Here is a 17448-nt window from a genome sequence, read left to right as displayed (position 1 = left end):
ACGCCGTTTTCACCACTCTGCAGCCTGGTACGCAAATTGCTGAATGTCTTTACACCCTGCAAAAGGAGAGAAGCATGAGAGCAATCGTAATTGGCGCGGGTATTGGCGGCCTGAGCGCCGCCGTCGCGCTGAAGAAAGCGGGCATCGACTGTACCGTGTTTGAAGCCGTCAAAGAGATCAGGCCCGTCGGGGCGGCCATCTCCATCTGGCCTAACGGCGTGAAATGCATGCAGCACCTCGGCATGGGCGACATCATCGAGACCTACGGCGGTCCGATGCGTTTTATGGCCTACAAGGATTACCGGCGCGGCGAGACCCTGACCCGCTTCAGCCTTGCCCCGCTGGTTGAGCGTACCGGCGGGCGTCCCTGCCCCGTCTCGCGCGCTGAGCTTCAGCGCGAAATGCTGGACTTCTGGGGGCGCGACAGGGTGCAGTTCGGCAAGCGCGTCGAACGCGTAAGCGAAGACGACGCGGGCGTGAGCGTGACCTTCACCGACGGCACCACGGCAGCCGGCGATTTTCTGATTGCCGCCGACGGCAGCCACTCCGCCGTGCGCCCGTACGTGCTGGGGTATACCCCGGAGCGCCGCTACGCCGGGTACGTGAACTGGAACGGGCTGGTGAAGATTGACGAAGAGATTGCCCCGGCGCACCAGTGGACCACCTTCGTTGGCGAAGGCAAACGCGTGTCGCTGATGCCCGTCTCCGGCGGACGCTTCTACTTCTTTTTTGACGTGCCGCTGCCCGCGGGCCTGGCGGAGGATCGCACCACCCTGCGCGCCGATCTCACGGGCTACTTCCGCGGATGGGCGCCGCCGGTGCAGAAGCTTATCGCGGCGCTGGATCCTGAAACGACCAACCGCATTGAAATCCACGACATTGAGCCGTTCGACAGCCTGGTGCGCGGCAACATCGCGCTGCTCGGCGATGCCGCGCACAGCACCACGCCGGATATCGGCCAGGGCGGCTGTGCGGCGATGGAAGACGCCGTGGTGCTGGGTGAGTGCCTGCATGAAAACCACAACATTACGCTGGCGCTGCGGCAGTACGAAGCGCTGCGCTGCGACCGGGTGCGCGACCTGGTGCTGAAGGCGCGTAAACGCTGCGACGTCACCCACGGTAAAGACATGGCGTTGACGCAGGCCTGGTATCAGGAGCTGAAAGAGGAGACCGGGGAGCGCATCATCAACGGTCTGTGCGAAACCATTCAGGGCGGCCCGTTAGGCTGAACGCAAGAGGGACAACGATGAAAAGAGAACCGACTCCACCCGCCCACTGCACGTTTGAGCCTGAGGACTGGCTGCGCCTGGCGAAATGCTGGCATCCGGTCGCGCGCGCCTGCGACGTCGGCCCGGCACCGGTCAAGGCGACCCTGCTGGACGAGCAGCTGGTGATTTACCGAATTAACGACCAGGTCGTGGTCGCCCGTGACGTCTGCCCGCACCGCGGCGTGCCGCTGACGCTCGGCTTTCACGATGAGCACGGAATTATCTGCCCCTATCATGGCTTACGCTTTGGGGAGGACGGGCGCTGCAACCGTATTCCGTCCAGCCCCGACCAGCCCGTTCCGGCGAAGCTGAACCTGATTAACTACGCCGTGGAAGAGCGCTTCGGCCTGATCTGGATCTGCCTGGCGTTTGACCCGGACAATCCTGTACCGCTGCCCACCATGCCGCACTGGGATGACGACGGATTTCAGCAGATCAACTGCCCGGCGTTTGAGGTGAACGGCTTTGCCGGTCGTCAGGTAGAGGGGTTTCTGGACGTGGCGCACTTTGCCTGGATCCACACCGATACTTTTGCCGACCCCAATAATCAGCTGGTCCCCACCTATCAGCCGCAGGAGACGCCGTTCGGTTTTGTTGCCGATTACTGGAGCTCCGTGAGCAACTATCCCGCCAGTTCACCCGTGCAGGCGCCAGAAGGGTTCCAGTGGCTGCGCCATTTTGAAATGCATCTGCCGTTTACCGCCACCCTGACGATTCATTTTCCGGGAGAATCGCGACTGGTCATCATGAACGCCGCGTCGCCGGTGTCATCGCGCGTCACCCGCATGTTCGCCCCTATCGCGCGTAACTTTGACCTGCATATTCCGGTGGAGGATGTACATGCCTTTAACCTGCGCATTTTTGAAGAGGATCGCCTGATGGTCGAAACCCAGCGCCCGGAAAGTCTGCCGCTGGACCTGACGCTGGAAGCCCATATTCCCGCCGATAAAAGCTCAATTGCCTACCGTCGGGGACTGAAGAAGATGGGCTTTGGCGAATTTTTCCTCGTATGACGGAGGCCGATATGCTGAGCGTAATTGTTGACGGGCTTTGGCGCGAGGGCGATAAAAGCCTCGCCGTCAGGCTGGTAGCTGAAGACGGTAACGCGCTGCCGGCGTGGCAGCCCGGCGCGCACATTGATGTGCACCTGCCCTGCGGCGCGGTGCGCCAGTATTCCCTTACCGGGGCATGTGGAGACGAGAGCTATCTTATCTGCGTGGGGCGGGAAACCGCCTCGCGCGGCGGATCGCGCTACGTTCACGAGACGCTGCGACCCGGGCAGAAATTAGCGATCTCTGCCCCGCGCAATCTGTTTCCGCTGCATCAGGCTGAGCGGGTGTTGCTGCTGGCGGCAGGCATTGGCATTACGCCGCTGTATGCAATGGCCCTGCAGCTGAAGGCGGCCGGAACGCCGTTTGAGCTGCACTATTACGTCAAACGCCGCGCAAGCGCGGCGTTTACGCGCGAACTCTCCCGGTTCGGTGAGTGCCACATTCATACCGCCAGCCCGCGCACGGCGCTGGCAGAACATCTTCCGGCGGCTGAGGCGGGTCTTCACGCCTGGATCTGCGGTCCGGCAGGGTTTATGGAAAAAGTGCGAGACGTGGCGACGGCCAGGGGATGGGATGATGGCCATCTTCACAGCGAGGCGTTTCAGCCCGCGGCCCCTGCCACACGCGGTGACGCGGGCGAGATCTTTACGGTCAAACTCGCCTCGACCGGGGAGCGCTGGCCGGTGCCCGCGGATAAGACCATCGCTCAGGTATTACAGGAAAACGGCGTGGACGTACCGCTGTCATGCGAAATGGGGATCTGCGGGGCGTGCCTGACGCCGGTGATTGACGGCGTGGTGGATCATCGAGATAGCGTGCAGTCGGAGGCGGAAAAAGTCGCGCCAAACCAGCAGGTGGCTCTGTGCTGTTCTCGAAGCCATTCCGGGGAACTGGTGATTGCGCTGTAAAACGAAAAAACCCTGCGATATTGCTATCGCAGGGTTTCGAATTTGGCGGAAGCGTAGAGATTCGAACTCTAGAACCCTTTCGGGTCGCCGGTTTTCAAGACCGGTGCCTTCAACCGCTCGGCCACGCTTCCAAAGTGAGGCGCACTATAAACATCTATTAGCACCTTGTAAAGCAGGAATTTTTCTATTTTTACCCACCGGCGTTTGACTGCGCAAAAATCACCCAGACGCTTGCCGCGCATCGGTCACAGCCCCCTTGTACATACCGTTACACAGCAACGCTCATCCTTTTAAATCGCTCTGGTATAGAATGCCACAAAAATAAACGGTCATTTGTTGTGTAATTGTTATAAATCTGCGTACCCACAGATTTAGAAATTACTGCCATGCAGTGTTACTGGTTGATGATGAAAATCAAAAATACGCTTTGCTTACATATCCTGATGGCGACCCTGGCCATTTTGTTCCTCTGTGTTCACCCGCTGGTGACGAGCTTCAATCCGCCCCTCACCTTCCAGCCGTTGATTAAATCAATGGCAGGCACGCCTAAAGAACAAGCGGAAAAAATTGCGACTATTTCCCATGCCTTAGAAGGGAATGCTATTTTCTTCATTGGCGCGTCTGAGGTGGCCACCTCAGAAGATGAACATTACGCTGTATATAATTACTTTAATAAGCAATTGCACAAACCCGTCGTGGCGTATGGCGATGCGTTCGTCGATGATGAAACGCAATTTTTACTGTTCTCACGTTTTAAAAATAGCCTTAACGCAAACAGTAAAGTTGTTTTGCTTCTGGCCCCTGACAGCTTTTACTCAAAAGGGCTGCCACCGGCTATCTATGCCGATAATTTTCCCGGCTCTATTTTTAATCCGCTGATGAAGGATCCGCAGGCGCGCCCGCTGCTGGTTAATTATTTAAAGCATATTGATAGTAAAGAAATAAGCCATTTAACCTTTGGCCAAATGCGCGTCTTTGGCTGGCACCCCGATCTGATGTGGGACGAGCTGAGCTTCCAGTTTGCCAACGTCTGCACCCTGATAAAAAACGACTGGCTGGCGCTGCTCAACGTCACGCCCCAGACGGTACAGCCCTGGCCGCAGCAGCCAACCGCCCACATTGCCCCCGACTGGGATAAAGAGCTGGCGAATGCGCGCGAGTTAAATAAAAAACGCCAGCAGAGCGCGGCTACGCTGTGGATGGACAAAACGATTTACGAAGAGGACGGCAAGCCGCAACAGTGGGACGACACCCCGGTTGTGCCTGCGCAAATCGCCGCTTTCAGTAAAACCGTCCAGCTGTTGAAAGAACGTCACGTGCAGGTGATTGCTATCGTCGACCCGGTTAATCCCTGGGCGCTTTACAATACCGATACCTTCCGTCCGGTTGATAAACAAATAAAAACCATTCTGGAAAAGAACCAGATCCCTTATTTAGATATGTACGCCATGCCTTATCAGAATGGCTGGAACTGGGATCGTTTGCACCCTTCCGAACTGGCCTGGGTTCCTATGATTCGCTTTATTGCACAGAGTTTTAAATGATGAAAATCGCGATCCGTCTTTTTTTCCTTTATCTCCTGCTGGCGATCACCATCGTCGCGTGGACCTCTGTCGATGACAGCATGAGTATGCAGCTGCATTTTGAATATCAAAAGTTCTGAGGCCGAATGATGTACAGCTCAGGAATGTTTTTTGTTTATTTGTTTTCATCCGCGCTGGCGTTTGCGCTGGTTAATCGCGTATTACGCCATCGTCTGACCTGGTTATCTGCGCTCTCTGTTCTGACGGCGCTGGGATGGGGATATATATTTCAGGGTGATTATATTGTCCCCGCCACCGTTTTTTTCAGCTTTTATGTTTTTGCCACGCTAAAAGAGAAGGGATGGTTAAAAACGTGGCAGGCGGTCGTTCTGACATTATTGCCGCTGCTGCTGGTGAAATTACATTTAAATAACCACTGGGGCATGATCGGCCTCTCGTTTATGACGTTCCGCGCGCTGGACGTGCTGCTCTATCGCAGTAAAAAAGAAGGTCAGAATTTCCTGCACTATTTCTGCTATCTGTTTATGCCCTTTATTATCCTGGCCGGCCCAATGTACCGCTGGCGGACATGGATGAGTGACGTCAGCAAGCCCGTATTTGCCCTTAACCGCGAACAGTTTTTAGTTGCGTTAGAGCAAATCATTACCGGCATTGTCCAGAAGTTCCTGTTTGCCATGCTGATTGATTCGCTTGTCGTACAGCCCTGGAGCCATAAGCCGTTTACGCTGACCGTGGGCGTGGTGATGTCGATTGCCTACAGCACCTACCTGTACTTTGATTTTGCCGGCTACAGCAATATGGCCATCGGCGCAGGCCGCCTGTTTGGACTCAATATTCCGGCAAACTTCAACATGCCGCTTCTGGCAAAGAACCCGCAGGATTTCTGGCGCCGCTTCCACATCAGCCTGTCTGAATGGCTGCGCGATGTGGTCTTTATGCCCATTTATATGAACCTGATGAAATTCAACTTTTTCCGTCAGAACAAAACGCTGGCGCAAAATATCGGTATTTTTTGCACCTTATTCTGCATGGGGGCATGGAATGGACTGGAACGCCATTACGTCATCAGCGGCGCGCTGTTTGGCGCGATTTCCGTCGCTCACAACATGCTGCTGTGGTCAGCCAAACGCAGCCCGGCATTGCACCGCGGCCTGCAGTATCCGGCCGTTGCGTTTTTAGGGCGAATTCTGACGCTGGGAAGCGCCGCGGGATCCCTTTACATCTTTAGTGGAATGTCACCTCTATGAAAAATCACTCCGACCTTCAGGAACTGCAGGATTTCTTACGTGCGGCATTATGCGATCCCGCCTCCCCGCAGCAGCTGGCCATCAGCGGCAGCGACGAAGCCTTAAGCTGGCTACAGCTTTCCGCTGCCGTGACGGACTGGGCGCAGCGCTATCAGCGCTGCCAGCCTGTTGCCGGTACGCCGGTCATATTGTACGGACACCAGCAGGCCGATTTCGCCGTGGCGATTTATAGCTGCCTGCTGCACAACATTCCTTACATCCCGGTGGACTGCATCTATCCGCAGGAGCGCCTCCGGGAGATCTGCCATCTGGCCAGCGCCCCTTACTATTACGACGTCGCGACCCGGCAGTTCATCGCCACCGGGGAACCGGGCAAGGTACTGGAGGAGCAGGATCTGGCCTACATCATGTTTACTTCAGGCAGCACCGGTAAACCTAAAGGCGTGCAGATTGGGCGTGAAAGCGTATGGCACTTCATGAAATGGGTCAGCCAGGACTTTTCACTGCCGGAAAAACCGGTCCTGATGAACCACGCGGTATTCAGCTTTGACCTCTCCCTGATCCCTTTGCTGGCGAATCTGGCGATGGGCGGACATATCGTGCTGAACGCCAAAGAAGACATTCAGAAAGAGAACTGGCTGGAGCGACTGAAAAGCAACGCGGTCTCCGCCTGGGTTTCGACCCCCTCTTTTGCTTACCAGCAGCTGCTTTCCCCGCAGTTCAACAGCGAGTATTTGCCCGCGCTCAACGTCTTTATCTTCATTGGTGAAGTGCTCAACAAAGCGCTGGTTAAACAGCTTCGCCGCCGCTTCCCGCAGGCCAAAATCATTAACTCCTATGGCCCTACGGAAGCGACGATTGCGACGACCGTGGTTGAAATCACGGATGCGATCCTGAACAGCGACAGCGCCGTGCTGCCGGTGGGCGTCATGATGCCTGAGAGCAAAATGGAAATTTCCGCCGACGGCGAGCTGATTATCTGGGGTAAAAACGTCATGCGCGGCTATCTCGGCCTGCCGCAGGAGAACGCGGCGAAATTACTCCATCGGGAAGATGAAGCGTTTCGCGGCTACCGTACCGGCGATCTGGGCTATGAAGCGGGGCTGATCTACTGCCAGGGCCGCAACGACAGCCAGGTCAAACTGAACGGTTACCGTATTGAAATCAACGAGATCGAGAACCGCCTGCTGGCCATGTCCGGCATCAACGAAGCGGTGGTCCTGCCGCTGATGAAATCCTGCGGCAGCGTGCTGCGCATTGCCGCGTTCTGCGTGACGGATATGGCGCCGGACACCATCAAAACATCGCTTTCGAAGGTGGTTCCGCACTATATGGTGCCTTCACAAATTATCGTAAAAGACGCTTTGCCGCTGAATCCTAACGGCAAAATTGACCGCAAGCTGCTGGACGCTTACGCCCGCACAAATTAATGACTCCAGGAAAAATTATGGAACAAGAAATTCTCGCCCTGTTCGAAAAAGTGTTATCCCGTAAGGTGGGCTTTCACGATGAACTGATTGAATCCGACATTCTCGACTCCATCCTCGCGGTCGATATGGTGCTGGAAGTGCAGGACGTTTACGGCTGTATGATCCCGCCAACTGACGTGGCGACGGTGCTGAAAACCCCGGCGGACCTGGCCCGCTATATTGAAGAAAACCGCTAACCCGGAAGGCTCTGGAGGCATGCTCCAGAGCCTGTTTTATCGCTGCTGCCCAAATTACCTGCAAGCCCCCTACCGCTGCCCAGCCACACTCCCGATACAAAAAGTTATCTAAAGCGCCATAATTGATAGGTACCTAACTCTTTTGTCAGGAATTCAGTATGCCGCCACGTACCGCCGGCGATCTTTATTCAGAAATGAAAAATATGTCCGTTGAAGAGCGGATCCGCTTCTTCTCCCTTTCGCTGGCGGAAATGCACCGCGAGCTGCAGGAGAGCATTAGCCAGATAGAGTCGATGAAGCAGGCGCTGGAAGAGAGTGAAGAGTACCACCGTCAGCTGGTTGAAACCGCGCAGGATGCGGTGATTACCATCGATCATGCCGGTAACGTTGTGAACTGGAACCAGGCGGCAGAGCGAATGTTCGGCTGGTCAGCGGAAGAAGCGACAGGCAACAGCCTTGGCAAGATGATCGTACCAGAAGCGTTTCGCGAGCAGCACGCACGCGGCCTGATGCGCTTCCAGGCCGGGCAACCGTCGAATATTCTCAACCGCACTATCGAGATCGCTGCGCTGCATCGCACCAAAGGCGAGTTCCCTATTGAGCTCTCGATATGGCCGCATCAGCAAGCGGGTAAGCAAATATTTTCAGCCTTTATTCGCGATATTACCGATCGCAAACAGCGTGAACATATCGCGTGGCTGCATGCAAACTTTGATGCCCTGACGGGTTTACCGAACCGGAGATTACTGGTTAACCGTCTGGAGCTGGCGATCGCCCAGGCTATCGCCCACGATAAAGAAGTGGCGCTGCTGTTTATCGACCTCGACCGGTTTAAACCGGTGAACGATCTCCATGGTCATGCCGTCGGCGACGAGCTGCTGCGGCTGGTGGCATTTCGTCTGCAAAGCGTACTGCGCGAAGGTGACACGGTGGCCCGCCTCGGCGGCGATGAGTTTGTCGCCCTGCTCCCCGATTTAACCCCCGCCGATCCCTTACCCACACAAACGGCGGAAAAGGTCAGCGCCGCGCTGGCACAATCTTTTTTGATTAACGAACAGGTGATTACCATCTCCGGCAGTATTGGCATTGCCCGCTTTCCTCATGACGCAGGTGATGCCGATACGTTGCTCAATAGCGCAGACAAGGCGATGTATACCCGCAAGCGGGTAACGCCGGGAGAACGATGATAGGGCTGGCAATGGATGCCTTTAACAGCAATGAAACCAACCGCTTTTACTATTTCTCCTACACTTTAGGAGTACTGTCGGTACGGGAAACAGAAAAAAGCCAACTTAATTAAGGCATTAATGATTCGCTGTGCGCTCAGCCGGGGATCGTTTTGCCTTTAACAGAGGAGTCTGCGGTATGGCATTCGTAACAACGAAAGACGGCGTCAATATTTACTACAAAGACTGGGGCCCAAAAGAGGCTCAACCCATTGTTTTCCACCACGGCTGGCCGCTGAGTGCCGATGACTGGGATAACCAGATGCTCTTCTTCCTCGCAGAAGGCTATCGCGTTATCGCTATCGATCGCCGTGGTCACGGGCGTTCGGACCAGGTGAGTGAAGGCCACGACATGGATCATTATGCGTCCGACGCGTCGGCCGTGGTTGAAAGCCTGGATCTGCGCAATGCAGTACACGTCGGTCACTCCACCGGCGGCGGCCAGGTCGCCCGCTATGTTGCCCGGTATGGACAACCGCAGGGTCGCGTCGCCAAAGCGGTACTCGTCAGCGCCGTGCCGCCGCTGATGGTCAAAACGGACGCGAACCCAGGCGGAACGCCTATTGAGGTTTTCGACGGCTTCCGCAAAGCGCTGGCGGCTAACCGCGCCCAGTTTTACCTCGACGTCGCCAGCGGCCCGTTTTACGGCTTTAACCGGGAGGGCGCGGACGTTTCACAGGGTACGATCCAGAACTGGTGGCGTCAGGGGATGATCGGCAGCGCTAAGGCCCACTACGAGGGGATTAAGGCGTTTTCAGAGACCGACCAGACGGAAGATTTGAAAACCATCACGGTTCCCGTTCTGGTGTTGCAGGGCGATGACGATCAGGTCGTGCCGTATAAAAACGCTGCCCTGCTGCAGGATAAACTGCTGGCGAACAGCGTACTGAAAATTTATCCGGGCTTCCCGCACGGGATGCATACCACCCATGCGGACACCATCAACGCGGACATTCTGGCCTTTATCCGCTCATAACGCCGCGTTTCTTGCCGGGTGGCGCTGCGCTTACCCGGCCTACATTTGCACAATTCAATGCATGAACGCCACCCGAGGGTGGCGTTGTTTATGAGCTTTTAGCGCTTCTGCGCAACCAGTTGGATCATGTTGAAATAAGTCCCGGCGCACGCGTCCATAATGGGTACCATCATCTCCTGGGCGATCTCGCATTGCATAAACTCATCCCACGCCTGCTGGCAGGTATCCATCTCCCGCACGGTGGTCAGAACCGAACCGGGCTCTTTTTCCCACAGCGCTTTCCACCAGGAGAGCGGATAGAAATACCACTCTGGCGTCCAGAAAGGCTTAACCACCTCCGGAAGATGCGTTTCGCTGTATTCCCCGATAAACCCGGGAACGGCAACCGCAATATGTCCTCCGGGTTTCAGGAAAGGTAGCAGCGTGCCCAGCATGGCGTCATTGTTGCCAAAGTATTGATACGCATCCACGCTCACGATCAGGTCGAAGTAATCATGCGCGAACGGGATCGCTTTCGTGGCATCAACCCGTAGCGGAAAAATTTTTCCGTCCAGACCCCGTTCGCTGAAACGCGCTGCGTTTTCGCTCGGCGTAATCCATAGATCGGCGGCAAAAACCGTGGCGTCATATTTTTCGGCGAGCAGGATAGAAGAGATCCCTTTCCCGCAGCCGAGATCGAGTATGCGCATTCCTGGATCAATCTGCAGTTGAGCAACCAGCTCCTCGGTAAGCCGCATGGCGTTTGGGCCCATCATGGTATCGAGCAAAAAAGCGCGGTCGTAGCTATCTGTGTAAGGTGTATTCATCACTTCTCCTTAGCGATTATCCAGCTGGGCGCGAACGTTGTTCAGCCCGGTGGTGTTGATGCGGTAAGGCTGCCCGTTCACGGATCGGATCAGCTTTTTGGTGCGGAGTTTTTTAAAGACGCTGAGCGTGCAGTCGCTCAGTACCAGCCCTTCACGGGTGTAGCACTCAACGGACGTGACGCGGCCAGAACTGTCGCGGACGTGCACAATTCGTCCACCTTTGGCGAGAACGTGTAAGGTACGTTGTTCCTGACGGGATAAATTCATACTGGAAAACCTGTGTAATCATCATGCGTAAAAACGAGCCCACACCCGCAGGTGCGTGCGTAAGGTTTAAGCGCAGCGATAACCAGTCCGTCCTGAAAAGGGCGGGAAACTGATTATCTGATGAAAACATTCTCCAGCATCAAAGCCTCGGTGAGAGATGAAAAGGTATTTACGGGGTGAATGATAATGTCTGATTTTTACAGGGGAATAGCGGGGTTTTAAAAGTGTGATCTGGATCGGTCCTTCAAATCGTCTTTAGTCAGTTTTACTGCCAGACTGGAGCACCCAACTGAACACTGACCGGAGCTTTATTATGCCTGATAACTATACCGTGGTTGAAACCGTCCCCACTGCGGAGGCTTTTTGCCGCCTGCGCGAAATCTCGGGCCTTAGCCCTCGCCCGCTGGAGGCGGCACGAAAAGCGTTGCCCGGCAGCTGTTACGGCATGCATATTTTGTGTGAGGGTAAACCGGTGGGTATGGGGCGAATCGTGGGGGACGGTGCGTTGAATTTCGATATTGTCGACGTCGCCGTTGATCCTGTTCATCAGGGCAAAGGGCTTGGCAGAGTCATTATGGAAACGCTTGTTGCCTGGCTGGATAACCATGCCTGCAAAGGTGCCTACGTTTGTTTAATGGCGGATGTGCCAGAGCTTTATGCAAAATTTGGTTTTACGCTCGTTCGCCCCGCAAGCGAAGGAATGGCCAGAATCTGGTAATGGGTTAATCCGCGTTCAGACAAAAAGAAAAACCCCAGGTTAACGAGTAACCTGGGGTTTATGTTTGGCGGAAGCGTAGAGATTCGAACTCTAGAACCCTTTCGGGTCGCCGGTTTTCAAGACCGGTGCCTTCAACCGCTCGGCCACGCTTCCTAAGTGAGGCGAACTATAAACACCTCACCGCGTGCTGTAAAGAGTGGCTGCACTCGTTCGCTGTAAAAATAGTCAAAACGTGTTTAATCGGTTGAACTGACGACACATCGACGATTTTATCAGCACAGACCTAGTGTTTTTTGATGTACATGTCTTTCGTGAAATAGTACCCCAGCTTATCCGGCGTAAATCCACCGACCCACGGTTTTACCAGGTGCGTGCGGACGTAGTGATAAACCGGAATGGCCGGCACATCACGCCCCAGCAGATCTTCCGCCTGCTGGTAGTACTTACCCCGCTCTTCCGCCGTTTTGGCTTTTGCGGCATTCACCAGCGCCCCATCGTAGTCCGGATTGCTGTACTGGCTGGTGTTTTCGCTGTCGCCCGTGCGGAAGTTGTTCAGGAAGGTCGCCGCATCGTCGTAATCGGCAATCCACGCATAGCGCACCGCATCAAAGTTGTGGGTGTGCATGGTGTCCAGCATGGTTTTCCACTCCTGGTTTTGCAGCTTCGCATCCACGCCGAGGTTTTTCTTCCACATGGAGCTGGCCGCAATCGCGATGCGCTGGTGCGATTCAGAGGTGTTGTAGAGCAGGTTGAAGCTCAGAGGATGGCTGGCGTTATATCCGGCCTCGTTCAGCAGCTTTTTCGCCTCCGCGATGCGCTTGTCCAGCGGCCAGCTGGCGTAATCCGGGTTCTGTAGCTTAACGCCGCCGATATCCGGCTGGCTGATGAGCCACGCCGGGCGCTGCCCCTGCCCCAATACTTTCCCGGCAATGATGTCTTTATCCAGCGCCATGTTCAGCGCCTTGCGCACGCGCGCGTCATTGAACGGCGGCCGGGTGGTATTGAATTCGTAGTAATAGGTCGCCAGCTGCGGAGAGACGTCCAGCTCGCTGCCCAGGGTTTTCTTGAGCTGGGCAAACTGGTTAATCGGCACCGTGTACACGATGTCAATTTCGCCCGCCTTATAGCGGTTCACATCCGAGGCCTCGGACGTGATGGGCAGGTAGGTGACTTTGTTAATCACGGTATGTGCGTTATCCCAGTAGCGCGGATTGCGCTCCGCCACGATGCGTTCGTTGACCACCCACTGCGACAGCTTATACGCCCCGCTGCTGACGAAATGCTCCGGCTTGGTCCACTTATCGCCGAAGCGGCCAATCAGCACTTTATCCACCGGCACCAGCGACGGGTGCGCCAGCATCGCGAGGAAGGCCGCGTTTGGCTGCGAGAGCGTCACTTCCAGCGTGGTGTCGTTAATCGCTTTTACGCCCAGCGTATCGGGCGCTTTTTTCCCCTGAGCAATATCGGCCGCGTTGGCGATATGCATGTTGCCCGGATAGCTCGCATAAGGCGAAGCCGTTTTCGGATCGATCAGGCGCTGCCAGCTCCAGACCACATCCTCAGCGGTAATCGCCGTGCCGTCGCTCCAGGTGATGCCCGGGCGCAAATGGAACGTCCAGACGGTGTTGTCCTTGTTCTCCCATTTTTCCGCCAGTCGGGGTTGGACTTCGCCTGTCGGGGAGACGCTTACCAGTCCTTCGAATAAATCACTGATAATATTGAATTCGACATCGCTTTCGACTTTATGCGGGTCGAGCGAAGCCGGTTCACTGCCGTTGTTTCTGACCAGTTCCTGCTTATCGGCCAGCGCGGTTCCTGCCGGCACGTTAGCCGCCCAGGCTGCCGTGCTGGCGCACAGGATCCCTGCGGTTAACAAAGAGAGCGTAAAGTGAGTGCGTGTTTGTGGTTTCATTTCCTTCGCCTTATAGTCTGTTTTATGACGATCCGGAAATAACTCTTAGCGTTCGAAGAGTAATAACGCAATATTTTTCAGTAACCTATAAGAGCTTGATCTGGTAAATTGTCGCAAACCGCTGTTCATACTGGCGAAATGGATTTCTGCAGAAGAAATAACCACCTCCAGCGCTAACGTGCTGAGTAAAGATGGGTAAAACCACTTTGAGACTGGCGTGCCGTTTCCTATTCTTTCCGCTAATTACATCTGTCATAAGAGAGTGACTCATGGATCGTATAATTACTTCTTCACGCGACCGCACATCGCTACTCAGCACCCACAAGGTGCTGCGCAATACCTATTTCATGCTCAGCCTGACGCTGGCATTCTCAGCGATCACCGCCACCGCCAGCACCGTGCTGATGCTGCCATCTCCGGGGCTGATCCTGACGCTGCTGGGTATGTATGGTCTGATGTTCCTGACCTACAAAACCGCTGACAAGCCCGTCGGTATTCTGTCCGCGTTTGCCTTCACCGGCTTCCTGGGCTACATCCTGGGGCCGATGCTGAATGCGTATCTGTCTGCCGGTATGGGTGACCTTATCGGCATGGCGCTGGGCGGCACCGCGCTGGTGTTCTTCTGCTGCTCGGCCTACGTGCTGACCACCCGTAAGGACATGTCCTTCCTCGGCGGTATGCTGATGGCGGGTGTTGTGGTAGTGCTGGTGGGCATGGTGGCAAACATCTTCCTGCAGCTGCCTGCCCTGCATCTGGCAATCAGCGCCGTGTTTATTCTGATTTCTTCAGGCGCGATCCTGTTTGAAACCAGCAACATCATTCGCGGCGGTGAGACGAACTATATCCGCGCCACCGTGAGCCTGTATGTGTCGCTGTACAATATCTTCGTCAGCCTGCTAAGCATCCTGGGCTTCGCCAGCCGCGATTAAGCACAACGGATACGAAAAAGGAGAATGCCTGTGGCATTCTCCTTTTTTATGCCCTACTCACCCCGGCAAATATAGGTGGGATAGCGCCGATCCTGAATCAGCCACACGGAAGGCGAGAGTTCAGAGATTGTAAGGTAGTAGCGAGCGGTCGGATTGGCGAAGCTACCCCACTGAGCATCAGGCGTATTGTCATTGTGCCGACGCCAGGTTTTGGTGTAGCTCAATACGATGACGTTATCATCGTCCCGCTGCTGCCAGGTAAAATCCACATCCCTGTCAACGATCAAACATTGCCCGCCAGCCCTTGCCGCGCCTTTATAGGTGGTCAACCCGGTACCGTCCCGATGAAAATAGAACTGGGCAACGGTATTGACCTTCACTTCACTGGCTTTTCCCTCATTGCGCGTGAAATTAAATTCAGTGCTGCAGGCCAGCACATCCTTTTTACCCACGCTGCCGGAATAGTAAAAAAATGCCAGCGAACAACCAACCAGGACACCGCCCACGCCAAAAAGAAGTTTTATTTTCATTTTTGTGCCCCGCTTTTATAACGTATGGTTTTACACAGGCTGGTTTTGCTGACCGGACAGGCACCAATAAACACCTCATCTGCAGCGGAAATAGTAAAACGGGCGCTGAAATAATAAATGTCGTACGCCTCCCGTCCGCACGCTATGTTATTAGCCTCCAGCCGCTCCGCTAATTTCGATAGCACCAGCGGTCGTCCGTGATCGTTGATAATCCAGATGCTGCAACGCGCGATTTTTTCCTTAACCGGCTTGAGTTTCGCCGGAACGTAAATCCCCTGCTGTCGGCTAAAGTAGAGACTCGTCCCCAGCGCAGCGACGATCAATACGGCCACAATCGCCCATTTTTTAATGGAGGCGCGTTGAGGCTTTACTTCTTGCGGTGCGACCGAGGGCTGCGGATCGACGGATGGAATATTCTCTCCAGGCTGAAAAATCACCTCAGCATCAAAGCGAAATCCGTAACGGGGTACGGTCACAATAAATTCGTGCCCCTCTCCCAGAGACTGGAAGCTTTTACGTAATTCGCTTACCGCTTTATTGAGATTATTTCCCGATGGCGTAAAGCCAAATTCCTCCCAAACGCGAGTGATCAATTCCTCCCGACTCAGGTCGTGCCCTTTGTGTTTTATAAATTCCTGCAAAAGCCGCACGGCTGGCGCCGAAAGCGTTAATACAGATTCTGGTTGTCCAACAAGACTTATTGCATGTGCTTCAGGATCGAATAACAACGAATTATTGCATATAAAAAACATCTTTTATTCTCGGCTGTTACCGCATGCTTTTTAATCCCTGGTACATCGACATGAAAACCGCCTCCTGATCTGCTTATTTTTTCATCAGAAGGAATTTTCTTCCTATCCCTGGCCGCGGTATTTTCGCTTAACTATACAACCTTAAAGCCAGAAAAGCAGGATAAAAACCTGTATTTAACGAGTTAATTAATACAAATTTTCACAAACCGCTGTTCTGGTTAAAGTTTCCCTGCCCTGAAGCAATACGAAAGCAGACGGTGTCCTGGTGTTAACGCGCCGCCGATGAACTCAGAGCAGGCAGACTGAATGTGAAACAGAAAAATAGAGTGAACATGACAACCGCCTTTTATGTCGCCGCGCTGTCATTGCCATTTTTCTCAGAAATGGCAATGGCCAATATGAGCGTGTACCCGATGGAATTGAATATGGACAAGTCCGGTGCGGCACAAATTAAGGTAGCGTCGAAAACGGATGATATTCAGTTCATTCGGGTGAGGCAAAAGAAAATTCTTAATCCCGGCACGGCCCAGGAAAAAGAAATTGATGTGGCCTCGTGGAAAGAAGGCGGCGTTGTTGTCACGCCCGAAAAATTTGCCCTCGCGGCAGGCGCAATGCGAGTGGTTCGTCTGGTATCGCTTACGCCACCGGAAAAAGAGACCACCTGGCGCGTCTATTTTGAAGGGGTAAAGCAGCCTGACAGCATTATTCCCGGCAAGACAGAAAGCCCGGCTGCGACGGCAACATTGGGCGTCAATGTGATCTGGGGCGCCCTGATCCACCTCGCTCCGGAAAAAAGTGTGGTTTCACTCTCGATAGACCCTCGCAGGGGCACGTTAAAAAACAACGGTACGCTGCGCGTACCGCTGAGGGAGATCGGTATTTGTGACGCAAATTCGTCGTGTAAATGGGTTAAAGAAGACGCGACGATTTATCCGGATACCGAACGGAAATTAAAAACGCTCACAAATACACAAGGCCAGAAATATAAATTCCGCTACTTCAACTGGGTGAATAAAACCGCTGAAGAAGCTGACTTACCCGTCGTGTATTAACACGGCGTCACTGTAAAACCCATGTGGGTTGTTAAAGAGCCAGGGTGCTCATTTGTAAATATGGAGATATCAATGCGTAAGTACTTTAAACCTCTGATGATTGTTGCCGCGATGACCACGTCCGTTAGCGCGCTGGCGATCCAAAAAGATATTACCGTCAACGCCAGCGTTGATTCACAGCTGGATATGACCCAGGCCGATAACACGCCGCTGCCGGCAAGCATCGATATGCAGTATCTGCCTGGCCGCGGTCTGGAAAGCTATCGCCTGAATACCAAGGTGTGGTCTAACTCCGCCACCAGCAACGTGAAAGTCCGTCTGGTAAGCGCCGCGAAGCTGGCAAATGCCGACGGTGCTGAGACTATCCCAATGACGGTGAAGCTGGGCGATAAAACCCTCTCTACCGCCGATGTGGAATATACCGGTACCGAACTGTTCCCGGGTAGCATCGAAAACGGTTCAGCGGTACTGCCGCTGACCATTTCTCAGACCACCAAAGGCATTCTGAAAACCGGTCAATACAGCGGCGTTGTCAGCCTGATGCTGACGCAGGCGACTACCACGGAAGGCGGTGCGTAACACCACAGCACCTAAG

Annotated in this window: 19 protein-coding genes and 2 tRNA genes; 14 read left to right on the top strand and 7 right to left on the bottom strand. The window is 54.4% G+C overall.

Annotated elements, in window-relative coordinates; translation table 11 throughout:
* Positions 1-74: 74 nt before the first annotated feature.
* From hpxO to ACMGGX_RS17375, 3 genes are read left to right on the top strand one after another with little or no spacing between them, the layout of a single operon-like run.
* Entirely contained in the window at positions 75-1229 is a 1155-nt protein-coding gene (gene hpxO / locus ACMGGX_RS17385; protein WP_420298657.1) for an FAD-dependent urate hydroxylase HpxO, read from the top strand.
* A gap of 17 nt (positions 1230-1246) precedes the next feature.
* Positions 1247-2281 (top strand): molybdenum cofactor-independent xanthine hydroxylase subunit HpxD, encoded by a 1035-nt coding sequence (gene hpxD, locus ACMGGX_RS17380; RefSeq protein WP_348560867.1) that lies wholly within the window; start codon positions 1247-1249, stop codon positions 2279-2281.
* Positions 2282-2292: 11 nt separating this feature from the next.
* A complete protein-coding gene (locus ACMGGX_RS17375) occupies positions 2293-3228 on the top strand; it encodes a PDR/VanB family oxidoreductase (RefSeq protein ID WP_348560866.1) in 936 nt (311 codons plus the stop codon).
* Positions 3229-3271: 43 nt separating this feature from the next.
* Here ACMGGX_RS17375 and ACMGGX_RS17370 read toward each other — a convergent pair.
* A tRNA-Ser gene (locus ACMGGX_RS17370) sits at positions 3272-3359 on the bottom strand.
* Between the two features lie 276 nt (positions 3360-3635).
* On the opposite strand from ACMGGX_RS17370, the gene ACMGGX_RS17365 reads away from it, so the two are divergent.
* From ACMGGX_RS17365 to ACMGGX_RS17335, 7 genes are all read left to right on the top strand, one after another.
* Positions 3636-4772, top strand: coding sequence for a D-alanyl-lipoteichoic acid biosynthesis protein DltD (locus tag ACMGGX_RS17365; RefSeq protein ID WP_063439616.1), 1137 nt, complete (start codon positions 3636-3638; stop codon positions 4770-4772).
* On the top strand, positions 4769-4891 hold the full coding sequence (locus ACMGGX_RS17360) for a hypothetical protein (RefSeq protein ID WP_023335174.1): 123 nt from the start codon (positions 4769-4771) through the stop codon (positions 4889-4891). Before ACMGGX_RS17365 ends, ACMGGX_RS17360 begins: the two co-directional genes overlap by 4 nt.
* A 9-nt stretch (positions 4892-4900) precedes the next feature.
* Positions 4901-6019 (top strand): MBOAT family O-acyltransferase, encoded by a 1119-nt coding sequence (locus ACMGGX_RS17355; RefSeq protein ID WP_420298765.1) that lies wholly within the window; start codon positions 4901-4903, stop codon positions 6017-6019.
* Entirely contained in the window at positions 6016-7449 is a 1434-nt protein-coding gene (locus tag ACMGGX_RS17350; RefSeq protein WP_348560865.1) for an AMP-binding protein, read from the top strand. The genes ACMGGX_RS17355 and ACMGGX_RS17350 overlap by 4 nt, the downstream gene beginning before the upstream one ends.
* A gap of 17 nt (positions 7450-7466) precedes the next feature.
* Positions 7467-7685 carry an acyl carrier protein gene (locus tag ACMGGX_RS17345; protein WP_008499867.1) on the top strand — a complete coding sequence of 73 codons (219 nt, stop codon included), beginning with the start codon at positions 7467-7469 and terminating at the stop codon, positions 7683-7685.
* 158 nt (positions 7686-7843) lie between these two features.
* Positions 7844-8872, top strand: a complete 1029-nt coding sequence (locus tag ACMGGX_RS17340; RefSeq protein WP_348560864.1) for a diguanylate cyclase domain-containing protein — start codon at positions 7844-7846, stop codon at positions 8870-8872.
* A gap of 178 nt (positions 8873-9050) precedes the next feature.
* Positions 9051-9887 (top strand): alpha/beta fold hydrolase, encoded by an 837-nt coding sequence (locus tag ACMGGX_RS17335; RefSeq protein WP_063439613.1) that lies wholly within the window; start codon positions 9051-9053, stop codon positions 9885-9887.
* 98 nt (positions 9888-9985) lie between these two features.
* Here ACMGGX_RS17335 and ACMGGX_RS17330 read toward each other — a convergent pair whose 3' ends face one another.
* Both ACMGGX_RS17330 and ACMGGX_RS17325 read right to left on the bottom strand, forming a co-directional pair.
* On the bottom strand, positions 9986-10693 hold the full coding sequence (locus ACMGGX_RS17330) for an SAM-dependent methyltransferase (RefSeq protein WP_348560863.1): 708 nt from the start codon (positions 10691-10693) through the stop codon (positions 9986-9988).
* Between the two features lie 9 nt (positions 10694-10702).
* Positions 10703-10960 carry a YjhX family toxin gene (locus ACMGGX_RS17325; protein ID WP_021240841.1) on the bottom strand — a complete coding sequence of 86 codons (258 nt, stop codon included), beginning with the start codon at positions 10958-10960 and terminating at the stop codon, positions 10703-10705.
* A gap of 313 nt (positions 10961-11273) precedes the next feature.
* On the opposite strand from ACMGGX_RS17325, the gene ACMGGX_RS17320 reads away from it, so the two are divergent.
* Positions 11274-11678 carry a GNAT family N-acetyltransferase gene (locus tag ACMGGX_RS17320; protein WP_181594765.1) on the top strand — a complete coding sequence of 135 codons (405 nt, stop codon included), beginning with the start codon at positions 11274-11276 and terminating at the stop codon, positions 11676-11678.
* Positions 11679-11743: 65 nt separating this feature from the next.
* Here ACMGGX_RS17320 and ACMGGX_RS17315 read toward each other — a convergent pair.
* Positions 11744-11831, bottom strand: a tRNA-Ser gene (locus tag ACMGGX_RS17315).
* A gap of 130 nt (positions 11832-11961) precedes the next feature.
* A complete protein-coding gene (locus ACMGGX_RS17310; protein ID WP_420298656.1) occupies positions 11962-13590 on the bottom strand; it encodes an ABC transporter substrate-binding protein in 1629 nt (542 codons plus the stop codon).
* 269 nt (positions 13591-13859) lie between these two features.
* Here ACMGGX_RS17310 and yccA point away from each other — a divergent pair, with 269 nt between their 5' ends.
* Positions 13860-14519 (top strand): FtsH protease modulator YccA, encoded by a 660-nt coding sequence (gene yccA, locus ACMGGX_RS17305; RefSeq protein ID WP_420298655.1) that lies wholly within the window; start codon positions 13860-13862, stop codon positions 14517-14519.
* Between the two features lie 53 nt (positions 14520-14572).
* Here yccA and ACMGGX_RS17300 read toward each other — a convergent pair whose 3' ends face one another.
* Positions 14573-15049 carry a hypothetical protein gene (locus ACMGGX_RS17300; RefSeq protein ID WP_033145135.1) on the bottom strand — a complete coding sequence of 159 codons (477 nt, stop codon included), beginning with the start codon at positions 15047-15049 and terminating at the stop codon, positions 14573-14575.
* Entirely contained in the window at positions 15046-15801 is a 756-nt protein-coding gene (locus ACMGGX_RS17295; RefSeq protein WP_420298654.1) for a winged helix-turn-helix domain-containing protein, read from the bottom strand. Before ACMGGX_RS17295 ends, ACMGGX_RS17300 begins: the two co-directional genes overlap by 4 nt.
* A 332-nt stretch (positions 15802-16133) precedes the next feature.
* Here ACMGGX_RS17295 and ACMGGX_RS17290 point away from each other — a divergent pair, with 332 nt between their 5' ends.
* Together ACMGGX_RS17290 and ACMGGX_RS17285 are read left to right on the top strand one after the other, a co-directional pair.
* Positions 16134-16853: a fimbrial protein gene (locus ACMGGX_RS17290; protein WP_223537914.1), complete on the top strand. Its 720-nt coding sequence runs from the start codon at positions 16134-16136 to the stop codon at positions 16851-16853.
* Between the two features lie 72 nt (positions 16854-16925).
* Positions 16926-17432 (top strand): CS1 type fimbrial major subunit, encoded by a 507-nt coding sequence (locus ACMGGX_RS17285; protein WP_021240847.1) that lies wholly within the window; start codon positions 16926-16928, stop codon positions 17430-17432.
* The last annotated feature ends 16 nt before the right edge of the window (positions 17433-17448 follow it).

This window comes from Enterobacter sp. BNK-29 (assembly GCF_048684785.1).
Classification (GTDB): Bacteria; Pseudomonadota; Gammaproteobacteria; order Enterobacterales; family Enterobacteriaceae; genus Enterobacter; species Enterobacter cloacae_M.
Note: the sequence above shows the minus strand (reverse complement) of the source record. Positions and strands in the feature narration are given on the sequence as shown.